General features: G+C 71.8%; 18 protein-coding genes. 13 read left to right on the top strand and 5 right to left on the bottom strand.

What is annotated here, in order from left to right:
- Positions 1–78 precede the first annotated feature (78 nt).
- Together M1D56_RS08995 and M1D56_RS08990 are read left to right on the top strand one after the other, a co-directional pair.
- The gene (locus M1D56_RS08995) at positions 79–687 is read left to right on the top strand and encodes a winged helix-turn-helix domain-containing protein (protein WP_271172017.1); all 609 of its coding nucleotides are present in this window, start codon (positions 79–81) and stop codon (positions 685–687) included.
- The gene (locus M1D56_RS08990) at positions 684–929 is read left to right on the top strand and encodes a hypothetical protein (protein ID WP_456283317.1); all 246 of its coding nucleotides are present in this window, start codon (positions 684–686) and stop codon (positions 927–929) included. The genes M1D56_RS08995 and M1D56_RS08990 overlap by 4 nt, the downstream gene beginning before the upstream one ends.
- A gap of 29 nt (positions 930–958) precedes the next feature.
- Here M1D56_RS08990 and M1D56_RS08985 read toward each other — a convergent pair whose 3' ends face one another.
- Positions 959–1,186, bottom strand: coding sequence for a hypothetical protein (locus M1D56_RS08985; protein WP_456283315.1), 228 nt, complete (start codon positions 1,184–1,186; stop codon positions 959–961).
- Positions 1,186–3,750, bottom strand: coding sequence for a valine--tRNA ligase (valS, locus tag M1D56_RS08980; protein WP_456283313.1), 2,565 nt, complete (start codon positions 3,748–3,750; stop codon positions 1,186–1,188). The genes M1D56_RS08985 and valS overlap by 1 nt, the downstream gene beginning before the upstream one ends.
- A 455-nt stretch (positions 3,751–4,205) precedes the next feature.
- Between valS and M1D56_RS08975 the strand changes: the two genes are divergently transcribed.
- Positions 4,206–5,015 (top strand): hypothetical protein, encoded by an 810-nt coding sequence (locus M1D56_RS08975; RefSeq protein ID WP_456283311.1) that lies wholly within the window; start codon positions 4,206–4,208, stop codon positions 5,013–5,015.
- A 160-nt stretch (positions 5,016–5,175) separates the two neighbouring features.
- Here the strand turns inward: M1D56_RS08975 and M1D56_RS08970 are convergent, their stop codons facing one another.
- Complete coding sequence (locus M1D56_RS08970; RefSeq protein ID WP_456283309.1) at positions 5,176–5,832, bottom strand: pentapeptide repeat-containing protein; 657 nt, start codon at positions 5,830–5,832, stop codon at positions 5,176–5,178.
- Between the two features lie 269 nt (positions 5,833–6,101).
- Between M1D56_RS08970 and ileS the strand changes: the two genes are divergently transcribed.
- The 4 genes from ileS to ndk are packed head-to-tail and all read left to right on the top strand — an operon-like array spanning position 6,102 to position 11,635.
- A complete protein-coding gene (gene ileS / locus M1D56_RS08965; protein WP_456283308.1) occupies positions 6,102–9,428 on the top strand; it encodes an isoleucine--tRNA ligase in 3,327 nt (1,108 codons plus the stop codon).
- The gene (locus M1D56_RS08960) at positions 9,425–10,783 is read left to right on the top strand and encodes a bifunctional folylpolyglutamate synthase/dihydrofolate synthase (RefSeq protein WP_456283306.1); all 1,359 of its coding nucleotides are present in this window, start codon (positions 9,425–9,427) and stop codon (positions 10,781–10,783) included. The genes ileS and M1D56_RS08960 overlap by 4 nt, the downstream gene beginning before the upstream one ends.
- Complete coding sequence (locus M1D56_RS08955; RefSeq protein WP_271172009.1) at positions 10,759–11,181, top strand: DUF4233 domain-containing protein; 423 nt, start codon at positions 10,759–10,761, stop codon at positions 11,179–11,181. The genes M1D56_RS08960 and M1D56_RS08955 overlap by 25 nt, the downstream gene beginning before the upstream one ends.
- A 40-nt stretch (positions 11,182–11,221) precedes the next feature.
- The gene (gene ndk / locus M1D56_RS08950) at positions 11,222–11,635 is read left to right on the top strand and encodes a nucleoside-diphosphate kinase (protein WP_271172008.1); all 414 of its coding nucleotides are present in this window, start codon (positions 11,222–11,224) and stop codon (positions 11,633–11,635) included.
- A gap of 81 nt (positions 11,636–11,716) precedes the next feature.
- Here ndk and M1D56_RS08945 read toward each other — a convergent pair whose 3' ends face one another.
- On the bottom strand, positions 11,717–12,313 hold the full coding sequence (locus M1D56_RS08945; RefSeq protein ID WP_271172007.1) for a vitamin K epoxide reductase family protein: 597 nt from the start codon (positions 12,311–12,313) through the stop codon (positions 11,717–11,719).
- A 285-nt stretch (positions 12,314–12,598) separates the two neighbouring features.
- Here M1D56_RS08945 and M1D56_RS08940 point away from each other — a divergent pair, with 285 nt between their 5' ends.
- Positions 12,599–15,031, top strand: a complete 2,433-nt coding sequence (locus tag M1D56_RS08940) for an Rne/Rng family ribonuclease (protein WP_456283304.1) — start codon at positions 12,599–12,601, stop codon at positions 15,029–15,031.
- Between the two features lie 20 nt (positions 15,032–15,051).
- Here the strand turns inward: M1D56_RS08940 and M1D56_RS08935 are convergent, their stop codons facing one another.
- Positions 15,052–15,318 carry a DUF4031 domain-containing protein gene (locus tag M1D56_RS08935; protein ID WP_456283302.1) on the bottom strand — a complete coding sequence of 89 codons (267 nt, stop codon included), beginning with the start codon at positions 15,316–15,318 and terminating at the stop codon, positions 15,052–15,054.
- A 235-nt stretch (positions 15,319–15,553) separates the two neighbouring features.
- Here M1D56_RS08935 and rplU point away from each other — a divergent pair, with 235 nt between their 5' ends.
- From rplU to M1D56_RS08910, 5 genes are all read left to right on the top strand, one after another.
- Complete coding sequence (gene rplU, locus M1D56_RS08930; RefSeq protein ID WP_271172186.1) at positions 15,554–15,862, top strand: 50S ribosomal protein L21; 309 nt, start codon at positions 15,554–15,556, stop codon at positions 15,860–15,862.
- 18 nt (positions 15,863–15,880) lie between these two features.
- Positions 15,881–16,135, top strand: a complete 255-nt coding sequence (gene rpmA / locus M1D56_RS08925) for a 50S ribosomal protein L27 (RefSeq protein ID WP_271172004.1) — start codon at positions 15,881–15,883, stop codon at positions 16,133–16,135.
- Positions 16,136–16,238: 103 nt separating this feature from the next.
- Positions 16,239–17,747, top strand: coding sequence for a GTPase ObgE (obgE, locus tag M1D56_RS08920; RefSeq protein ID WP_456283300.1), 1,509 nt, complete (start codon positions 16,239–16,241; stop codon positions 17,745–17,747).
- Positions 17,744–18,568, top strand: coding sequence for a glutamate 5-kinase (gene proB, locus M1D56_RS08915; protein ID WP_456283298.1), 825 nt, complete (start codon positions 17,744–17,746; stop codon positions 18,566–18,568). The genes obgE and proB overlap by 4 nt, the downstream gene beginning before the upstream one ends.
- Positions 18,565–19,851 carry a glutamate-5-semialdehyde dehydrogenase gene (locus M1D56_RS08910; protein WP_271172001.1) on the top strand — a complete coding sequence of 429 codons (1,287 nt, stop codon included), beginning with the start codon at positions 18,565–18,567 and terminating at the stop codon, positions 19,849–19,851. Before proB ends, M1D56_RS08910 begins: the two co-directional genes overlap by 4 nt.
- Positions 19,852–19,859: the final 8 nt, after the last annotated feature.

The following is a 19,859-nucleotide window of genomic DNA, read 5'->3' as shown; positions in this document are numbered from 1 at the left end:
GTCGTGCTCGGCGCGGCACGCGCCGCGTCATGCAAAGAGATGCTTGCAAAGAGACGTTTGCAAAGATATCTTTGCGTTATGACCGACGAACAGGCGAAGGTGTCCGAGGAGCGCGAGACGCGCGTGCTCGACACGGCGGCGCTGCGTGCGCTCGCACATCCGCTGCGGGTGCGCATCCTCGACCTGCTGAGCAGGGAGGGGCCGCAGACCGCGAGCTCGCTCGCCGCGCTCACGGGGGAGTCATCCGGCTCGACGAGCTACCACCTGCGGATGCTCGCGCGCCACGATCTCGTCCGCGAGGTCGCGGGGCGCGGCGGCCGGGAGCGGTGGTGGGAGCGGCCCCGCGGCCGGATCGCCTTCGGCAGCGAGTCGGTCGGCGACTCGCCGGCCGGCAGAGCCGTGCTCCAGGTGGCCGTCGCCGAGTACCACCGGGCGCGCTTCCAGGAGATGTTCGACTACTTCACGGGCGGGTACGACGACGAGCCCGAGGAATGGCGCGACGCGAGCGTCTCGACGACGTCGACCGCCCATCTCACCGCGGCGCAGCTCAAGGAGCTCGCCGAGCGCGCGGACGCGCTGTTCAGCGAGTACGTCGACCGCTACCGCGGGCAGGAGGGCGAGGGTGTGCGGAGCGTGTCTCTGCGCGCCGACCTCTTCCCCCTTCCGCAGAGAGGAGCAGGATCATGACCACGCTCACCGTGACGCTGTCGGTCACGATGCCCGACGCGGCGCCGCCGCTCGCGCTCGGCGCGGGGGAGCGGCTGGCGCTGCGCGTCGCCGAGGGCCTCCAGGCGCGCGTGCACCGGCGCGCGGCCGCGCGGACGGCGCGCATCGCGGCGGATCTCGCCCGCGAGGGGCTCATCGCGGAGTCGCGGCGCGCCGGCGATCGCGCCGCGGCCGCGAACGGCGTCGCAGCGCTGCGCTGGTGAGGCGCCGCCGACGACGTCGGCGGCGCCTCTCAGTCGGAGAACGGGCGCGAGATCGCGACCCCGTCGGGGCCGATGACGACCTCGATCGCCGTGTCGAGCTCGGCGATCGGCCGTCCCTCGAGCCACGTGAGCGTCCACGACGGCCGCGGAGCGTCATCCGGCAGCTCCGCCTCGACGCGCGAGATCTCCGCGCGCAGCGAGGCGGGCACGCTGGCCGGCGGCTCCGAGCCGGCCGACCAGCGCGTTCCGAGCTGCATCAGGCCTCCTCGGCCAGCTGGATGTCGGTGACCGCGAACGCGTCGGCGTCCTCGATCTCGAGCGCGGCGATCCGGCCGACGGCCCTGAGGTCGTCGGCGGCGAGCCGCAGGGCGGCCGCGCGCTCGGCGGGAGCCGCGACGACTGCGCGGGCGACGGGCGTCTTCTGCGAGGCCTTCGCCTCGGTCTTCGCGCGGCGGATGCCGATCAGGGCCTCGCTCGCGGCGGCGAGCACGGCCGTGTCGCCGCCGAGCCCGGTCGGCTCGGGCCAGGCTGCGCGATGCACGGAGCCGGTCTCGAACCAGGACCACGCCTCCTCCGCGGCGAAGACGACGACGGGCGCGAGCAGGCGCAGGAGCGTCGAGAGCGCGGTGCGCAGCGCGACCGCCGCCGAGGCGCCCGCGTCGCCGCCCGCGTACGCGCGCTCCTTCACGAGCTCGAGGTAGTCGTCGCAGAACGTCCAGAAGAACGACTCCGAGAGCTCGAGGGCGCGGGCGTGGTCGTACGCGTCGAGCGCAGCCGTGGTCTGCACCACGACGTCGTCGAGCGCGGCGAGCATCGACAGATCGAGCGGCTCGGTGACCGAGGCGCCCTCGGGCGCCTCGAAGCCCAGCACGAACTTCGCGGCGTTGAGGACCTTGATCGCGAGGCGGCGTCCGATCTTGATCTGCGTCGGGTTCTGCGGGTCGAACGCGGCATCCGTCCCGAGGCGGCTCGACGCGGCCCAGTACCGGACGGCGTCGGACCCGTGCTTCTCGAGGATGTCGGCGGGCGTGACGACGTTGCCCTTCGACTTCGACATCTTCTTGCGGTCCGGGTCCACGATGAAGCCGGAGATCGCGGCGTGCGCCCACGGCGCACGGTCGTCCTCGAGAGCGCTGCGCAGCAGGGTCGAGAAGAGCCACGTGCGGATGATGTCCTGGCCCTGCGGGCGCAGGTCGAACGGCGCCACGAGGCTCCACAGATCCTCGTCGCGCTGCCATCCGCCCGCGAGCTGCGGGGTCAGCGACGACGTCGCCCACGTGTCGAAGACGTCGGTCTCCGCCTCGAATCCGCCCGGCACGCCGCGCTGGTCCTCGGTGTAGCCCGGCGGGACGTCGCTCGACGGGTCGACCGGGAGGCTCGCGGCGTCGGGCACGAGGACGCGCGCGTAGTCGCGCTCGCCGTTCTCGTCGAGGCCGTACCAGACCGGGATCGGCACGCCGAAGAAGCGCTGACGCGACACGAGCCAGTCGCCCGTGAGGCCGTTCACCCAGTTCTCGTAGCGGACCCGCATGAACTCGGGGTGCCACTCGATCTCCTGGCCGAGCGCGAGGAGCCGCTCGCGCAGCTCGGCGTCGCGCGCTCCGTTGCGGATGTACCACTGGCGCGTCGAGACGATCTCGAGCGGTCGGTCGCCCTTCTCGAAGAACTTCACGGGATGCGTGAACGGGGCCGACACGCTCGTGAGCTCGCCGGACTCCTCCAGCAGCTCGACCATCCGCTTCTTGGCGCTGAAGACCGTCTTGCCGGCGATCTCCGCGAACGCGGCCCTGCCGCCATCCGACGTGATCGCCTCGGGCGCGTCGGCGACGACGCGGCCGTCCTTGCCGATGATGGTCCGGTTGGGGAGGTCGAGCTCCCGCCACCAGATGATGTCGGTCACGTCGCCGAACGTGCAGATCATCGCGATGCCCGAGCCTTTGTCGGGCTGCGCGAGCGGGTGCGCGAGGACGGGGACCTCGACGCCGAACACGGGCGTCGTCACGGTCGAGCCGAAGACGGGCTGGTAGCGCTCGTCGTCGGGGTGGGCGACGAGGGCGACGCACGCCGCGAGCAGCTCGGGTCGCGTCGTCTCGATGTGGATGTCGCCCGAGCCATCCGTCCGGTGGAACGCGAGGCGGTGGTAGGCGGCCTGCTGGTCGCGATCCTCGAGCTCCGCCTGCGCGATCGCGGAGCGGAAGTCGACGTCCCACAGGGTGGGAGCGAGGTCCTGGTAGGCCTCGCCCCGCTCGAGGTTCTTCAGGAAGGCGAGCTGGCTCGTGCGGATGGTGTCGTCGGAGATCGTCCGGTAGGTCTGCGTCCAGTCGACCGAGAGCCCGAGGGTGCGCCACAGGTCCTCGAAGGTCTTCTCGTCCTCGACCGTGAGCTTCTCGCACAGCTCGATGAAGTTGCGGCGGCTCACCGGGATCTGGTCGGCGGCCTTGATCGTCTTCGTCGTCCCCTCGAACGGCGGCGTGAAGTCGGGGTCGTAGGGCAGCGACGGGTCGCAGCGCACGCCGTAGTAGTTCTGCACGCGGCGCTCGGTGGGCAGGCCGTTGTCGTCCCAGCCGATCGGGTAGAACACCGTCTTGCCGCGCATGCGCTCGTAGCGGGTCTTCACGTCGGTGTGCGTGTACGAGAACACGTGGCCGATGTGGAGGCTGCCGCTCGCGGTCGGCGGCGGGGTGTCGACCGAGAAGACGCCGGCGCGCCCCTTCGCGCGGGCGGCGTCGCGGTCGAAGAGGTAGGTGCCCTGCTGCTCCCAGGACTCACCCCACTTCGCTTCGAGACCCTCGAGTGCGGGCTTGTCGGGAATGGCGGCCATGGGATCTCCTCGCGCGCTATGTACGGCACGGTGTCTGCGTGCCTGAGTGTGGGTGCCCGACCAGTGTACCGGGGCGGGGTGGAGTGGCCCGGGAGGGCGGGGGTCGGCGGGGGGCGGGGGAGCGGGCGGGGTTCGCCGCGCGTTCGCCGCGTTTCGCGGCGATTCGGATGGCGTTCGCCGCGTTTCGGGGCAGGTCCCGCGAACATCCGCCCCGTTCTGCGGCGAACCCGCGCCGCTTCGCCGCATTCCGCGGCGTGCGCGATCGAGCTGCCGCGCCGGTCGCCGGCCGCACGCCGTGTGCACAGGAGCGCGACGACGGCGTGCCGCCTGCTCCGGCTGGGGAGAGCCGTCGACTCGCCCCGGTCCGGGCGCAGAGTCGAAGCATGTCGCGATCGCCGTCCCCGTTGCCGCAGCGTGTCTCCGGTCGCGCCTTCCGCGTGGAGGAGGTGCCGGAGTTGTCGTCAGCGCGACTCCGCGCCGGCGATCTCTGGATTCCCGCGCAGGGGGTGCGCCTGCCGACGCAGCTCACCGACCTCGAGAGCATCTGCCGGGCCGTTCTCCTGACGATGCCTCCGTCGGCGGCGTTCAGTCATGAGACGGCCGCCCGGCTCCTGGCGCTTCCCCTGCCTCGCCGGCTCACCGCCCCGGGCCGGGTGCATATCACGACTCCCACCGGCGTGCGCGCGCGCCGCGGGCGGCGGATCATCGGACACGAGCGAAGTCTTCCCGCTGATGCGGTGGAGGTGCTGCGCGGCGTTCCCGTGACCACGCCCGCGCGCACCTTCTGCGACCTCGCCGGTGCCCTGACGCTGGCGGAGCTCGTCGCGCTCGGCGACGCGGCGGCGCGCATGTGCGGGGCGGAGGCACTGCGCCGCGCGGCGCAGGCGGTTCCCCGCGGGCGGGGGTCGGCGAAGCTCGGCCGTGCGGTCGAGCTCGTCGATCCCGGTGCGGAGTCGCCCAAGGAGTCGGAGCTTCGCATCCTCCTCGTCGAGGAGGGGCTCGGAACCCTCGAGACGAACTTCGAGCTCTTCGACGATGAAGGCCGCTTCGTCGCTCGCGTCGACCTCGCGCTCACCCCGCTGAGGATCGCGATCGAGTACGAGGGCGATCACCACCGGGACAAGGAGCGGTGGCGGCGCGATCTTGCACGTCGACGCAGGATCGAGGCGCTCGGATGGGTCTACATCCCGGTGACGCAGGCGGATCTCGACGACCCGCGTCGGCTGCTCGCGGATGTGCGAGCGGCGATCGCACGGCGCCGCTGACGGCGCACTTCGGCCTTGCCTCGAATCGCGGCGATCCGCAATCCGTTCGCCGCGTTCTGTGGCGAGTTTCATGTTGACCTGCCTCGGAATGCGGCGATCAGCCTCGGGGTGGACGCGGTCTGCGGCGAACCGGGATGCGACCGCCTCAGCCCCTCGCGCCTCAGCCCTTCACGTCGATGCCCGCGGCCGCCGCGAACGCGGGAGCGAGCATCCGCACCTGGTCGTCCGTGAGCGTGGCGCCGCGCAGGGCGAGCACGTCGAGGTAGGACAGCGCGTCGAGCCCGCGCAGGTCGAGGTCGGCGGCGCGCATGCCGCGCGGGTCGACCTCGTCGGCCCGACAGCCCTCGAACGCCACCCGCGTCAGGCGCGCCTGCGGCAGATCGATCGCGCGGATGGTGCTGTCGACGATGCGCACATCCTCCAGTCGTGCGCCCGCGAACGAGAGGTAGTCCACGCGCACGTCGCGCAGCTCGAGCTCCGCGACGCCCGCGTCCGCGAGGTCGAGCGTCCCGATGCGTCCGCCCGCGATGCGCAGCCGACGGATGGTCGCGTCGCGGGCGACGACGGAGACGGCGCGGATGTCGGAGATCTCGACGTCGATGAGCGTCGCGCCGCGCAGGGCGAGGGTCTCGACCGACGGAGCGGCGATGACGCACTCCTCGAGCGACGCGTGCTCGAGGTCGACGTCGCCCGCGAGACCCGCCAGGCGCGACCGCTGCAGGTCCGCGTATCGCCGAGGGACGGCGTCCTCGAGGGCGTCCGGCAGATCCGGTGCGCTCACGCGCGGGGCGATCGGGCGACCCTGCTTCCTGGCCATCCGTCGACCCTACGCGCCCGCGCCGACACGCCGTGCGCACCGGCGCCCGGCGGCGGTAGGATGGGGGCATCGGCACCGATCCGGCCATCACCGGGGAGCTCGCGGAAGAACGGGAACGCAAGGACCTCAGTAGAACCGCGCGGGGCAGGCCCGTCACAGCCGCAGTGAGAGCGGCGTCGCATGCGGCGCAACGCGGGGTGGTACCGCGGCTCCTGCCGTCTCGTCGGCGGAGGTCGTCCTCGCAGTCCCCATGGAACTGCTGGAGTGAGATGACCTACCCGAAGTCCTCGTTCGGCCCCGCCGCCGACAAGAGCACCGTCGTGCCGAGCCCCCGCTTCCCCGAGATCGAGCGCGAGATCCTCGACTTCTGGGCCGCGGACGACACCTTCCGTGCGTCGATCGCGCAACGCGAGGGCGCCGAGGAGTGGGTCTTCTACGACGGGCCGCCGTTCGCGAACGGCCTGCCGCACTACGGGCACCTCCTCACCGGGTACGCGAAGGACCTCTTCCCGCGCTTCCAGACGATGCGCGGGCGCAAGGTCGACCGCGTGTTCGGCTGGGACACCCACGGGCTCCCCGCCGAGCTCGAGGCGATGAAGCAGCTCGGCATCACCGAGAAGCACGAGATCCTCGAGATGGGGATCGACGCGTTCAACGCCAAGGCCCGCGACTCCGTGCTCGCCTACACGCGCGAGTGGGAGGACTACGTCACCCGCCAGGCGCGTTGGGTCGACTTCGAGCGCGGCTACAAGACGCTCGACACGACGTACATGGAGAGCGTCCTCTGGGCGTTCAAGACGCTGTTCGACAAGGGCCTCGCCTACGAGGGCTACCGCGTGCTCCCGTACTGCTGGCGCGACCAGACGCCGCTGTCGAACCACGAGCTGCGCATGGACGACGACGTCTACAAGATGCGGCAGGACCCGTCGGTCACGGTGACCTTCCCGCTCGTCGGCGAGAAGGCAGCGGCGCTGGGCATCGAGGGCGCGCGCGCCCTGGCCTGGACGACGACCCCGTGGACGCTGCCGACGAACATGTCCCTCGCGGTCGGCCCGGACATCGTGTACGCGGTCGTCCCGGTCGGCCCGAACGGGGCAGGCGAGGCGGCGGATGGCGCGGAGTTCCTGCTCGCGGAGGACCTCCTCGGCGGCTATGCCAAGGACCTCGGCTACGACGACGCGGCCGCCGCGCGCGAGGCCGTGCGCGTCCGCGTCACGGGCGAGCAGCTCCGCGACGTCGCCTACGAGCGGCTGTGGGACTACTTCGCCGACGCCGAGACCTGGGGCACGCAGCGCGCGTGGCGGATCCTCGTCGACGACTACGTCACCACCGGCGACGGCACGGGCATCGTCCACCAGGCTCCCGCCTACGGTGAGGACGACAAGCGCCTCAACGAGGCCGCGGGCATCCCCACCATCGTGTCGCTCGGCGACGACGGCCGCTTCCTCGACATCGTCCCGGACGTCGCCGGCGAGCTCTGGCTCGACGCGAACACCCCGCTCGTGCGCCTGCTGCGCCAGGGCGGGCGGCTCCTGCGCCTGCAGTCGTACGAGCACTCGTACCCACACTGCTGGCGATGCCGGAACCCGCTCATCTACAAGGCCGTGTCGAGCTGGTTCATCCGGGTGACCGACTTCCGCGACCGCCTCGTCGAGCTCAACGAGCAGATCACGTGGGCGCCCGAGAACGTCAAGCACGGCCAGTTCGGGAAGTGGGTCGAGGGCGCGCGCGACTGGTCGATCAGCCGCAACCGCTTCTGGGGCTCGCCGATCCCCGTGTGGAAGTCGGATGACCCGAATCACCCCCGCGTGGACGCCTACGGCTCGCTCGAGGAGCTCGAGCGCGACTTCGGCCGCCTCCCGCGCAACGAGAAGGGCGAGGTCGACCTGCACCGCCCGTACATCGACGAGCTCACGCGCCCGAACCCCGACGACCCGACGGGGAAGAGCACGATGCGCCGGATCGAGGACGTCTTCGACGTCTGGTTCGACTCGGGCTCGATGCCGTTCGCGCAGGTGCACTACCCGTTCGAGAACAAGGACTGGTTCGAGACGCACGCCCCGGCCGACTTCATCGTCGAGTACATCGGGCAGACGCGCGGCTGGTTCTACGTCATGCACGTGCTCTCGGGCGCGCTGTTCGACCGGCCCGCCTTCACGGGCGTCTCGTGCCACGGCATCGTGCTCGGCAACGACGGCCAGAAGATGTCGAAGTCGCTGCGGAACTACCCCGACGTGTCGGAGGTCTTCGACCGCGACGGGTCGGATGCCATGCGCTGGTTCCTCATGTCGTCGAGCGTGCTGCGCGGCGGCAACCTCGTCGTGACCGAGGAGGGAATCCGCTCGGGCGTGCGCGAGTTCCTCCTCCCGCTGTGGAACTCGTGGTACTTCTTCGCGACGTACGCGAACGCCGCAGCGGGCCCGGATGGCGCGGGCTACGAGGCCACGCGGCGCACGGACTCGACGGATGTGCTCGACCGCTACATCCTCGCGCTCACGGGCGACCTCGTGCGCGACGTCGCGGCCGACCTCGACCAGCTCGACTCCACGACGGCCTCGGCGCGGCTGCGCGACTTCGCCGAGGTCCTCACGAACTGGTACATCCGCCGCTCGCGGGACCGCTTCTGGCTCGGCGTCACGGACGACCCGCGCAGCCGCGAGGCCTTCGACACGCTCTACACCGTGCTCGAGACGCTCACGCGCGTCGCGGCGCCGCTCATCCCGCTCGTGAGCGAGCGCGTGTGGCAGGGGCTCACGGGCGGACGCAGCGTGCACCTCGAGGACTGGCCCGATGCCGCCGAGTTCGCCGATGCGGCCGACATCCGGACGGCCATGGACGCCGTGCGCGAGGCCTCGAGCGTCGCGAACGCGCTCCGCAAGAAGGAGGGGCTGCGCGTGCGCCTTCCGCTCGCCAAGCTGACCGTGGTGACCGCGAACGCAGAGGCGCTCGCGCAGTTCGACGACATCCTGCGCGACGAGCTCAACGTGAAGGCCGTCGAGCTCGTGGAGCTCGGCGACGACACGGCGGCCCAGTACGGCATCTCGCACCGCCTCACGATCAACGCGCGTGCCGCGGGACCGCGTCTGGGCAAGCAGGTGCAGCAGGTCATCCGCGCCGCGAAGTCGGGCGCCTGGACCGAGCAGGACGGCGTCGTGACCGCCGACGGCATCGCCCTCGAGCCGGGGGAGTACGAGCTCGCACTCGACACGTCGGGCCGGCCGGATGGCGAGGCGATCGCGACCCTGCCGTCGGGCGGCTTCGTGCTGCTCGACACGACGACGACGCCCGAGCTCGAGGCCGAGGGCCTCGCCCGCGACGTCGTGCGCGCCGTGCAGGACACGCGCAAGGCCGCGGGCTTCGAGGTGAGCGACCGCATCCGCCTGCAGCTCGCGTTCGCGTCGGCCGACGACGCCGCTGCCGTGCGCCGCGCGTGGGATGTCGCCGACGTCGCGGGGGAGACCCTCGCCGTCGAGCACACGGTCGTCGAGGGCTCGACGACCGACGCCGCGGAGCACACGGCGACCGTGCCCGCGGGAACCTACGCGAACGCGGGCGACTTCGCCGTCGCCGTCTCGCGAGTGGGGAGCGCCGCGTGAGCGCGAACGACCGGGCCAGGGCCGACGCCGTCTACGACGCGCTGCTGGCGAGGGCGGGGGAGCAGTGGGTGCAGCCGCGTGTCGAGCGCGTCGGCCGCATCCTCGAGCTCCTCGACGACCCACAGCGCACCTACCGGGTCGTGCACATCACGGGGACGAACGGGAAGACCTCGACGGCGCGCATCATCGAGAGCCTCATCCGCGCGCACGGCCTCCGCACGGGGCTGTTCACGAGCCCGCATCTCACCCGCTTCACCGAGCGGATCCTCATCGACGGCGAGCCGATCGCGGATGCGGCGATCGCCGACGCCTGGGACGAGATCGAGCCCTTCGTCGGGATCGTCGACGCCGAGCTCGAGGCCCGCGGCGACGCGCGCCTGACGTTCTTCGAGCTCCTCACCGTGCTCGCGTTCGTCGCGTGCGCGGACGCGCCCGTCGACGTGCTCGTGCTCGAGGTGGGCATGGGCGGCAGCTGGGACTCCACGAACACGGCCGACGGCGACGTCGCGGTGCTCACGCCCATCGACATCGACCACGTGAGCCGCCTGGGATCGACCGTGGAGGAGATCGCCGAGGTCAAGGCCGGCATCATCAAGGACGGCGCGTCGGTCGTCTCCGCCGTCCAGCGTCCCGAGGCCGAGGCCGTCATCCGCCGCGTCGCCGCGCAGAGGAACGCGACCGTCGCGTTCGAGGGGCAGGACTTCGCCCTCGTCGACGACCGGCTCGCGGTCGGCGGCCAGCTCATCTCCGTCAAGGGCCTCGCCGGCTCGTACGACGAGGAGTACCTCCCGCTCTACGGGCGTCATCAGGGGCAGAACGCCGCGGTCGCGATCGCGGCGGTCGAGGCGCTGATCGGCGCGGGCAGCCAGGCGATCGCGTCGGGCGTGCTCACCGACGGGCTCCAGCAGGCGACCTCGCCGGGTCGGCTCCAGCTCGTCGGCATCGAGCCGACCGTCGTCGTGGACGCCGCGCACAACCCGCACGGCGCGCGCGCCCTCGCGGCCGCGCTGAAGGAGTCGTTCGACTTCGACGAGTGGGGCGTCGTCCTCGGCGTCCTCGACGACAAGGACGCCGCGGGCATCGTGGCCGCGCTCGCCCCGGTCGCCGCGCACGTCTTCGCCACGGTTCCGTCGTCGGACCGCGCGAGCGACGCGGATCGACTCGCCGACATCGCGGAGGCCGCGGGCCTCCGCGTCACGGTGCACTCCGGCGTCTACGACGCGGCAGAGGCGGCTCGCGCGTGGGCGCAGGAGGCGCCGCGGCGCGCGGTCGCGATCGCGGGCTCGGTCGTGCTCGCGGGAGAGGCCGTCCTGCTCGCGCAGGAGGAGGAGTGGAAGCCGGTGAGCGGAGCGTGACGGGCGCCGCGCGCCGGGCGCCGCGCTACCGCGCCCTGCCCGAGAAGATCGGCTCGATCGTCCTCGTGTTCGAGGCGGTCGTCGTGTTCCTCGCCGGCCTGTCGATCTATGGGCTCCGCGCGCTTCCCGAGCCGATCGCCCCGTGGTGGGGGATCGTCGCGGGCGCCGTCGTCGCCATCCTGATGGTGCTCACGAGCGGCCTGCTCCGGCACCGCTGGGCGTTCGCCGTCGGATGGGCGCTCCAGGTCGCGACCGCCCTGGGCGCGCTCTTCGTGCCCGCGATCCTGCTCGTCACGCTCGTGTTCGGCGGCATGTGGGCGTATGCGACGATCGGAGGGGCGCGGATCGAGCGGCGCGTCTCCGCGCAGCGCGCCGCGGCCGAGTCCGAGACCGACTGACCGGCACCCGCACCACCCGTTCCACGAGAAAGGCACTCCCATGGCCACCGAAGAGACCCTCGTCCTCGTCAAGCCCGATGGCGTCGCCCGCGGCCTCACCGGCGAGATCCTCCGCCGCATCGAGGCGAAGGGCTACTCGCTCGTCGACATCAAGCTCGTCGAGCCGAGCCGCGACCTGCTCGCCCGGCACTACGCCGAGCACGAGGGCAAGCCGTTCTACGAGCCGCTCCTCGAGTTCATGCTGTCGGGCCCCGTCGTCGCGATCCGCGTCGCCGGGAACCGCGTGATTGAGGGCTTCCGCGCGCTCGCCGGCACGACCGACCCGACGACCGCCGCCCCGGGCACCATCCGCGGCGACCTCGGCCGCGACTGGGGCCTCGCCGTGCAGCAGAACCTCGTGCACGGCTCGGACAGCCCCGAGTCCGCCGCCCGCGAGCTCGAGATCTGGTTCTAGACGCTCAGCGAGCCGAGCGAGCCGCCCCCGGAGAGCCGGCATCGGGAACGCTCCCGATGCCGGCTCTCTGCGTGCGTCGGCCTAGAACAGCATCCCGAGGACGTCGAGGCGCAGCTGGGCCATGACCGCGATGGCGACGTAGCTCAGCACGGCGAGAAGCGGCAGCCAGCCGATGAGCGCGTCGGCGCCCCTGCGCACAGGACGCGGGAGGGGGATCGCCCCGATCCGGATGGCGTGGAGCAGCACCGCGTAGAACGAGGGGATGGTGACGACCCACGTGACCATGCACCACGGGCACAGCGTCCCGATGACGAAGATGCTCTGGCCGATGAGCCAGCACACGAAGCCGAACGCGAACGCCATCCCGAGCGTGAACAGGGCCCAGAACCAGCGGGAGAAGCGCGCGCCGGCGAGGAGCGCCATCCCGACGACGACCGGGGCGACCCATCCGGTGACCCCGAGCAGCGGGTTCGGGAAGCCGAACACGGAGCCCTGCCAGGCGTCGAGGTTCGCCGCGCACTGGACGAGCACGTTGAAGTCGCAGCCGAGCGCCGCACTCGGGTTCTCCAGCAGGTGGAACTTCTCGACCGTGAGCGAGAACGCCGCCCACCAGCCGATGACGCCGGCGACGACGAGCCAGATGGCCAGAGCAGTGGGGCGCGTGCGAGTCTCGGGCATGGTCGGATTATCGCATCGCGGACTGCGCGCGCCGTCCGTGCGGCGCGCCCGGGCACCCTCCCTCGCGCCTCAGGGTGCGGGTGAACAGCAGGTAGTGAGATAATGGTCCCGACGTGCACCCCGGCGAGGTCGGGGAGCCGTCGAGTGACAAGACTTCGGGGCAACGGCTGCCCCGCGCGACCAGAGCGAAGTGCCGGTCGCATGCCGATGGAGTTCGCGGCCGCGCGATGCGGGGCCGCACGAGATTCTCGGGCGGACCTCCGCCCCGCAGGGAGTACGCCAGCGATGGCTGAAGTGAACAACGACACAGACGGAACCTTCGACGCGAACGGAGGCGACGAGGCGGCTGTCGAGCCCACGACGCAGCCCGACGCGCAGCGCGAGAGCGCCGCGGACGAGACGCCGGACGCGCCAGACGCACCGCACGTCGAGAAGGTCGAGCAGGCATCGGATGGCGCGGAGCCGGCCGCCGAGACCGACGCGCCCGAGGGCGAGAGCTCGGAAGCCGGATCCGCGGACTCCGAGGACTCCGACGCGCCGGCGGAGGACGAGGTGCCGGCGGAGGAGCCTGAGCCCGAGCCCGAGCCCGAGCCGGTGACCGCGGTGAGCCTCGGCCTCCTCCCGGCCGACTTCGTCTCGCGCGTCACGACGGACCTGCACTTCTACGCGCCCGACATCACGCCGCTGCCCGCGCTCCCCGAGCCCGAGCCCGAGGAGCAGCAGGGCGGGCGCTCGTCGCGCCGTCGGCGCCGTCGCGGCGGATCCGACGGGGTCGACGAGGCGCCGCAGGACGAGCCGCGCCGCCGGCAGCGCGTCGTCGAGGTGATCACCGAGCCGCAGCGCATCAAGGGCTCGACGCGCCTCGAGGCGAAGAAGCAGCGCCGTCGGGACGGCCGGGAGGCGGGCCGCCGTCGCCCTGTCGTGACCGAGGCCGAGTTCCTCGCCCGCCGCGAGGCGGTGGACCGCCAGATGATCGTCCGCTCGAAGAACGGACGCATCCAGATCGCCGTGCTCGAGGACAACGTGCTCGTCGAGCACTACGTGGCGCGCAACCAGGACGCATCGCTCATCGGCAACGTGTACCTCGGCCGCGTGCAGAACGTGCTGCCCAGCATGGAGGCCGCGTTCGTCGACATCGGCCGCGGCCGCAACGCCGTGCTGTACTCGGGCGAGGTCGACTGGGATGCCGTCGAGACCGGCAACCAGCCGCGTCGCATCGAGCTCGCGCTCAAGCAGGGCGACCGCGTCCTCGTGCAGGTCACGAAGGACCCCGTGGGCCACAAGGGCGCGCGCCTGACCAGCCAGATCTCGCTCCCGGGCCGCTACCTCGTGTACGTGCCGGGCGGCGCCATGAACGGCATCTCGCGCAAGCTGCCCGACACCGAGCGGGCGCGCCTCAAGAAGATCCTCAAGGAGGTGCTCCCCGAGTCGTCGGGCGTCATCGTCCGCACCGCCGCGGAGGGGGCCACCGAGGAGCAGCTGACCCGCGACGTCAACCGCCTCACCTCGCAGTGGGCGCACATCAACGAGCTCGTGCAGAAGGGCAACGCACCCGCGCTGCTGCACAGCGAGCCCGACCTGCTCGTCAAGATCATCCGCGATGTCTTCAACGAGGACTTCACGAAGCTCCTCATCCAGGGCGCGGAGGCGCAGCGGACGATCGTCGACTACCTCACGGGCGTCGCGCCCGACCTGCTCGACCGTGTCGAGCACTACGAGGGCGACCGCGACCCCTTCGACGAGTACCGCATCACGGAGCAGATCGAGAAGGCGCTCGACCGCAAGGTCTGGCTGCCGTCGGGCGGCTCGCTCGTCATCGACCGCACCGAGGCGATGACGGTCGTCGACGTGAACACGGGCAAGTTCGTCGGCTCGGGGGGCAACCTCGAGGAGACCGTCACGAAGAACAACCTCGAGGCGGCCGAGGAGATCGTCCGCCAGCTCCGGCTGCGCGACATCGGCGGCATCATCGTCGTCGACTTCATCGACATGGTGCTCGAGTCCAACCGTGACCTCGTCCTGCGGCGCCTCATCGAGTGCCTGAGCCGGGACCGGACGAAGCACCAGGTCGCCGAGGTCACCTCGCTCGGCCTCGTGCAGATGACCCGCAAGAAGCTCGGTCTGGGCCTGCTCGAGACGTTCAGCGAGCCGTGCGAGGTGTGCGCGGGCCGCGGCGTCATCGTCCATCACGACCCGGTGGTCAAGCACCGCTCGAACGGCGCAGGCTCGAACGGCTCGAACGGCTCCGGCCGTCGCTCGCGCGGCGGACAGTCGTCCCAGAGCGCCGCGCCCGCGCAGCCGTCGTCGGCCGCGCACGTCATCACGGACGGCGTGAAGTCGGCGCTCGCGCAGATCGCCGCGTCGACGATCGCGAAGCCGGAGTCCGAGGCGTCGGAGCCGCAGCGCCCCGAGCAGCCCGCGCGCGCGGAGCAGCCGGCCGACCTCGCGTCACTCGGCATCGAGCTCCCCGAGGGGCCGCGCGGCGGCGCCCAGAGCGAGGAGCGCGAGCGCCCGCGGCGACCGCGCAAGAAGCGCTCGGTCGAGAAGCCCCCGTCGGTCGCGCCGACGTCGGAGGCCGCCCAGCTGCTCGACTCCGTGCTCGAGGCGCTGCCCGAGCCGAAGGCGCCCGGCCAGGGCCGTGCCCGCCGTCGTGTCACGACGGCCGCGCTGCTCGGCACAGCGGTCACCGTCAACCCCGCGACCCGCGACGGGGAGTGACGTCACGCGCGCTCGGGGCCTCAGCGGCGGTCCCGAGCGCGCACCCGCAGGCCGGAGGCGATGAGGGCGCGCGTGAGCTCGTGCGCCGAGACCGCGGTGGCGCCCGCCGCGACGAGCCGGGGGAGCGCATCCGCCGGCACGTCGTAGTGGTCGCGGTCGAACGCCCGCCGTGGGATGTCGTTCGCCGCTGCGAAGGCATGCAGCTCGGCGAGGCTCTCGTCGCTCACGAGATGGGCCCACAGGCGGCCGTGTGCGGGCCACATCGCCTGGTCGACGAGAACGGTCATGGCCATCCAGCCTACGGACATCCGCGCCCGACGCGCCGCGTTGCCGCTTTTGGCCGAACCGCCCGACATCGGGTAAAGTATTCCTTTGGTGCGTCCCCTGTCGCGCGCTCTCCCACTGGCGGCGCGACGAAAGTCTTGCCCGAGACGCACCTCGCACATCCGGTGCGACCCGCAAGCGAAGTCTTCCCGTGAGATTCGGAAGCCGCATGGCTTCCCCAATGAAACAGGTATGAACGTGGTTTACGCAGTTGTTCGCGCCGGTGGCCGGCAGGAGAAGGTCGAGGTCGGGACCATCGTGACGCTCGACCGCCTCAAGGCTGCCGAGGGTGAGACGATCGAGCTGCCCGCCGTCCTCTTCGTCGACGGCGACACCGTGACGACCGACGCCAAGAAGCTGGCGAAGGTCAAGGTCACCGCCGAGGTCCTCGGCGACCTGCGCGGCCCCAAGATCGTCATCCAGAAGTACAAGAACAAGACCGGCTACAAGAAGCGCCAGGGTCACCGTCAGGACCTGACGCGCGTCAAGGTCACCGGCATCAAGTAAGCGGAAGAGGCTCCAGAGATGGCACATAAGAAGGGCGCAAGCTCCACCCGCAACGGCCGCGACTCGAACGCGCAGCGCCTCGGCGTCAAGCGCTTCGGCGGCCAGACCGTCAACGCGGGCGAGATCCTCGTCCGTCAGCGCGGCACGCACTTCCACCCGGGCGCCAACGTGGGCCGCGGCGGCGACGACACGCTCTTCGCGCTCGCTGCCGGTGCCGTGGAGTTCGGCACCAAGGGCGGCCGCAAGGTCGTCAACATCGTCGCGGGCGAGTAATCACCGCAGACGCACATGCATCTGGACGGGGCGGGCTTCGGCCCGCCCCGTTCTCTTTCCCCCGGTTCGTCCGGGACGCTCCCGCGAGAGGTCAGGAACCGACATGGTCACGTTCGTCGACGAGGTGACGCTGCACCTGCGCGCAGGCAAGGGCGGCAACGGCTGCGTCTCGGTGCACCGTGAGAAGTTCAAGCCGCTCGGCGGCCCCGACGGCGGCAACGGCGGAGACGGCGGCGACATCGTGCTCGTCGCTGATCCGCAGACGACCACCCTCCTGAGCTACCACCACTCGCCGCATCGCTCGGCGGGCAACGGCGGCTTCGGGATGGGCGACCACCGATCGGGCGCGCAGGGCGAGGACCTCGAGCTGCCGGTTCCGGTCGGCACGGTCGTGAAGTCGCCCGACGGCGAGGTGCTCGTCGATCTCATCGAGCCGGGGATGCGCTTCATCGCGGCCCCCGGCGGCCGCGGCGGGCTGGGCAACGCGGCGCTCGCGTCGCCCAAGCGGAAGGCGCCGGGGTTCGCGCTCCTCGGCACCCCCGGCTGGGAGGGCGACGTCGTCCTCGAGCTGAAGACCGTCGCCGACGTCGCGCTCGTCGGGTTCCCGTCGGCGGGCAAGTCGAGCCTCATCGCGGCGATCTCCGCCGCGCGGCCCAAGATCGCCGACTACCCCTTCACGACGCTGCACCCGAATCTCGGCGTCGTCCAGGCCGGCGACATCCGCTACACGGTCGCCGACGTGCCCGGTCTCATCGAGGGTGCGAGCGAGGGGCGCGGGCTCGGCCTGGAGTTCCTCCGCCACGTCGAGCGGTGCACCGCGCTCGTCCACGTGCTCGACTGCGCCACGCTCGAGCCCGGACGCGACCCGATCACCGACCTCGAGACCATCCGCCAGGAGCTCGCGAACTATCCGGTGGCGGACGGCCAGGTGCCGCTCCTCGAGCGCCCGCAGATCGTCGTGCTCAACAAGGTCGACGTGCCCGACGCGCATGAGCTCGCCGAGTTCGTGCGGCCCGACCTCGAGGCGCTCGGCTATCGCGTGTTCGAGATCTCGACGGTCGCGCGGCGCGGGCTCCGCGAGCTGACCTTCGCCCTCGGCGAGATCATCGACGAGCACCGGAAGGCCGCGCCGGTCGAGCCTCCGCGGGAACGGGTCGTCATCCGCCCCAAGGGCTCCGAGAAGGAGTTCACGGTGCGCGTCGAGGGCGGAACGTACGGGAACGTGTACCACGTGCTCGGCGAGAAGCCCCTGCGCTGGGTGCAGCAGACCGACTTCCAGAACGAGGAGGCCGTGGGCTTCCTCGCCGACCGCCTCGAGAAGCTCGGCGTCGAGGACGAGCTGTTCCGGCTCGGCGCCGTGCCCGGCTCCACGGTGGTGATCGGCGGCGACGCCGGCATCGTGTTCGACTGGGAGCCGTCGATCGCGTCGGCGGCGGAGCTCATCCAGGCGCCGCGCGGGCTGGACCCGCGCCTGGACCCGAACCGCCGGCGCACGACGGCCGAGCGCCGCGAGCAGTACTACGCCCGTCAGGATGCCCGCACGCTCGAGCGGGCGATGGAGGAGGAGCGCCGCCGGGCGCGTCGCGACGACGAGGAGGACGACGCCGAATGACGGTGCGGCACAGGAGCGAGCTGGCGACCGCGGGTCGCATCGTCGTGAAGGTCGGCTCGTCGTCGATCAGCGGCGAGGCCGCGTGGCGGATCCCGGTTCTCGTCGAGGCCCTCGCAGCCGCGCACGCGCGCGGCGCCGAGGTGCTCCTCGTCTCGTCCGGGGCGATCGCGACGGGGATGCCGTTCCTCGACCTGGAGTCCCGCCCGCACGACCTCGCGACGCAGCAGGCCGCCGCCGCCGTCGGCCAGAACGTCCTCGTGTACCGCTACCTCGAGGCGCTGCGGCCCTTCGACATCATGGCGGGGCAGGTGCTGCTCACCGCCCACGACATGGAGGACCCGACGCACCGCAGCAACGCGCGCCGCGCGATCGAGCGCCTGCTCGGACTGCGCATCCTCCCGATCATCAACGAGAACGACACGGTCGCCACGCACGAGATCCGGTTCGGGGACAACGACCGCCTGGCCGCCCTCGTCGCGCGTCTCGTCGGAGCCGACGCGCTCGTTCTCCTGAGCGACATCACGGCGCTGTACACGCGCCCGCCGGGGGAGCCGGGGGCCGAGCCGATCCACGTCATCGAGCCGGACGACGATCTGTCGTCGTACGCCTTCGGCTCGAAGGTCGTCAACAGCGTCGGCACCGGGGGAGCGGCGACCAAGGCCTCGGCCGCGCGTCTCGCCTCGAGCGCCGGCATCGGCGTGCTCGTCACGAGCGCTGACCAGGTCGTCGACGCCCTCGCGGGCGCGCCCGTCGGCACGTGGTTCGCGCCGTCCGACGGAGGGGCCGTCGCGACCGGCCCGCTCGCTAGAATGGGCGGATGACGACAGACGCACTCATCGCCCCCGAGCACACCGCGGTCGAGGTCCCCGAGGACCGCCTGCGGCGCGCCAAGGAGGCGTCGCGCGCGGTGGCGCGTCTGACGAGCGACGAGAAGAAGGCCGCGCTGCATGCGATCGCCGATGCGCTCATCGCGCACCGCGCCGAGATCATCGCCGCGAACGCCGAGGATCTGCGCCGCGGCGAGGAGCAGCAGATCGGCGCATCGCTCCTGGACCGCCTGCGCCTCGACGAGGCGCGCATCGACGCGCTCGCGGCCGCCGTGCGCCAGGTCGCCGCGCTGCCCGACCCCGTGGGCGAGCTCGTCCGGGGGCAGCGGATGTACAACGGGGTGCTGCTCGAGCAGCGCCGTGTGCCGTTCGGCGTCGTCGGCGTGATCTACGAGGCGCGCCCCAACGTCACCGTCGACATCGCGGCGCTCGCGCTGCAGTCGGGGAACGCCGTCGTCCTGCGCGGCGGTAGCGCCGCCCGGTCGTCGAACACGGTCCTCGTCGACGTGATGCGCCGCGCTCTCGAGGCACAGGGCGTCGTGGGCGACGCGGTGCAGACGGTCGACGACTTCGGGCGCGACGGCGCGCGCGCCCTCATGCGCGGCCGCGGGCTGGTCGACGTCCTCGTCCCGCGGGGGAGCGCAGGTCTCATCGAGACGGTCGTCACGGAGTCGATCGTGCCGGTGATCGAGACCGGCGCGGGCAACGTGCACGTCGTGCTCGATGCGTCGGCCCCGGAGGACTGGGCCCGCGACATCGTCGTGAACGCCAAGGTGCAGCGCCCGAGCGTGTGCAACGCGGCGGAGACCGTGCTCGTCGTCCGCGAGGCGGCCGACCGGCTCATCCCCTCGGTCGTCGCGGCGCTGCAGGCGGAGGGCGTGACCGTCCACGGCGACGAGGCTGTCGCGGCGCTCGCTTCCGGCATCGTCCCCGCGACGGAGGAGGACTGGGAGACCGAGTACCTGAGCCTCGACATCGCGATGCGCGTGGTCGACACGCTCGACGACGCGATCGCGCACATCCGCCGGTACAGCACGGGCCACACGGAGTCGATCGTCACGGCCGACGTGCGCAATGCCGAGCGCTTCCTCGACGAGGTCGACTCGGCGGCCGTCTTCGCGAACGCGTCGACGCGCTTCACGGACGGCGGCGAGTTCGGGTTCGGCGCCGAGGTCGGCATCTCGACGCAGAAGCTGCACGCGCGGGGGCCGATGGGCCTTCCCGAGCTGACCAGCACCAAGTGGGTCGGGCGTGGCTCCGGCCAGGTGCGGGGCTGACGGTAAGC

Source organism: Microbacterium sp. JZ101 (assembly GCF_053903175.1).
This window is presented reverse-complemented; position numbering and strand designations above follow the sequence as displayed.